2 protein-coding genes are annotated in these 1,377 nt (G+C 72.2%); both read right to left on the bottom strand.

Going from position 1 to position 1,377, the window contains the following annotated elements; translation table 11 throughout:
* Nucleotides 1-125: 125 nt before the first annotated feature.
* Nucleotides 126-617 carry an RNA polymerase sigma factor gene (locus R6V09_RS53220; RefSeq protein WP_317888567.1) on the bottom strand — a complete coding sequence of 164 codons (492 nt, stop codon included), beginning with the start codon at nt 615-617 and terminating at the stop codon, nt 126-128.
* Between the two features lie 104 nt (nt 618-721).
* Entirely contained in the window at nt 722-1,357 is a 636-nt protein-coding gene (locus tag R6V09_RS53215; RefSeq protein WP_317888566.1) for a class F sortase, read from the bottom strand.
* Nucleotides 1,358-1,377: the final 20 nt, after the last annotated feature.

Here is a 1,377-nt window from a genome sequence, read left to right as displayed (position 1 = left end):
CGCCGCGGCGGATCGACTCGTAGCGGCCGGGGGGCGGGCCAAGGTACTCCGAGGAGGGGGGCCGCAGGATGACCGTGAGGGGGTCGTCGAGGGCGAAGTCGGCCTCTCGCCCCTCGTCCTCCTCGTCAAAGTGTGTGGTCAAGGCTTCTCCTCAGATGGGCTCGGAGCAGTTCGCGGGCCGCGTGGAGGTCGGCCTTGATGGTTCCTTCCTTGCGCCCGGTCAGCACGGACACCTCCCGGATCGGCATGTCAGCGTAGTAGTGCAGGAGGATCGGGACGCGCAGTCGTTCCGGCAGCGACTGCACGAGCAGCCGTACGGACGGGTCGGCCTGTTCGGCGGGCGGTCGTATCGCTTCCTCGGTGGTGACGCGGCGCACGGCCCGGCGTTCGCGCTCCAGTTTGCGCCAGTGGTCCCGGACCAGGTTGGCCGCGGTGACGTAGAGGAAGCCGCGCGGTTCCGCCACCTTCGTCCAGCGGGCCCAGAGCCGGGTGAAGGCCTCGGAGGCGATCTCGTGGGCCGTCTCGTCGTCGTCGACGAGCCGGCGGCACCAGCCGGCGAGGCGCGGGTAGACGGCGGCGAACAGTTCGGACGCTGCCCTCTCGCGGGACCGTTTCAACATGCTCCGTAGGGGGGTGGTGAGGTTCACGGAGGAAGACCCCGGACCGCCGGTGTGGGTTCCGGCGGTCCGGGATCCGGACCGTGCCAGGGATCCGGGCCGGATCAGGGGCTCGCTGCGGTCAGTGCCGCGAAGACGATCACGTTGTCGAGGTAGCCCGTACCGGTACGGGTCCCGCCGCAGGTGATGAGCCGCAGTTCGGGGCGGTCCACGTTCCCGTACACCTCGTCCGACGGGAAGTCGGCCTTGGCGACCGTCCGCACGGCGGTGACGGTGAACGTGGCCGTCGTACCGTTCTCCAGGACCGCGTCGATCCGGTCCCCCGCGCGCAGCCGCGCGAGGTGGCGGAAGACCCCGTCCCCGTACGCGCCGACCGTCACATGCCCGAGGATCACCGACGGCCCGGTGCGGCCGGGGGTCGGCGAGTACCGGTACCAGCCCGCCCGGTCGTGCGCCGTGATCGGCGGCACCTGCACGGTGCCGTCCGAGGCCAGCCCCAGCTGCATCACCGGGGTGTCCACCCCGATGGCCGGGACGCGCAGGGTGACCGGGACGGACCGCGCGAGGGCGTGGACCGGCCGCACGGCGGGCGACGCGGAGGGTGTCGCACCGCCCTGGTTCGAACTCCCTTGTTTCGTGGTGGAGTTCGCGGCCGGGGCGGTTCCGTGACCGCCGCCGCAGCCGGTGAGCAGGGCCGCCGTCGACGCCGTGACGAAGGCGCGCCTGGAGAGCGAGGTCATGCCCCGGTCGCCCTCCGGCG

It is taken from the genome of Streptomyces sp. W16 (genome assembly GCF_033194735.1).
GTDB lineage: Bacteria > Actinomycetota > Actinomycetes > Streptomycetales > Streptomycetaceae > Streptomyces.
This window is presented reverse-complemented; position numbering and strand designations above follow the sequence as displayed.

What these genes read in the sequence shown, in the direction of transcription:
- R6V09_RS53215 (WP_317888566.1), bottom strand. Translation starts at nt 1,357, where the DNA reads ATGACCTCGCTCTCCAGGCGCGCCTTCGTCACGGCGTCGACGGCGGCC.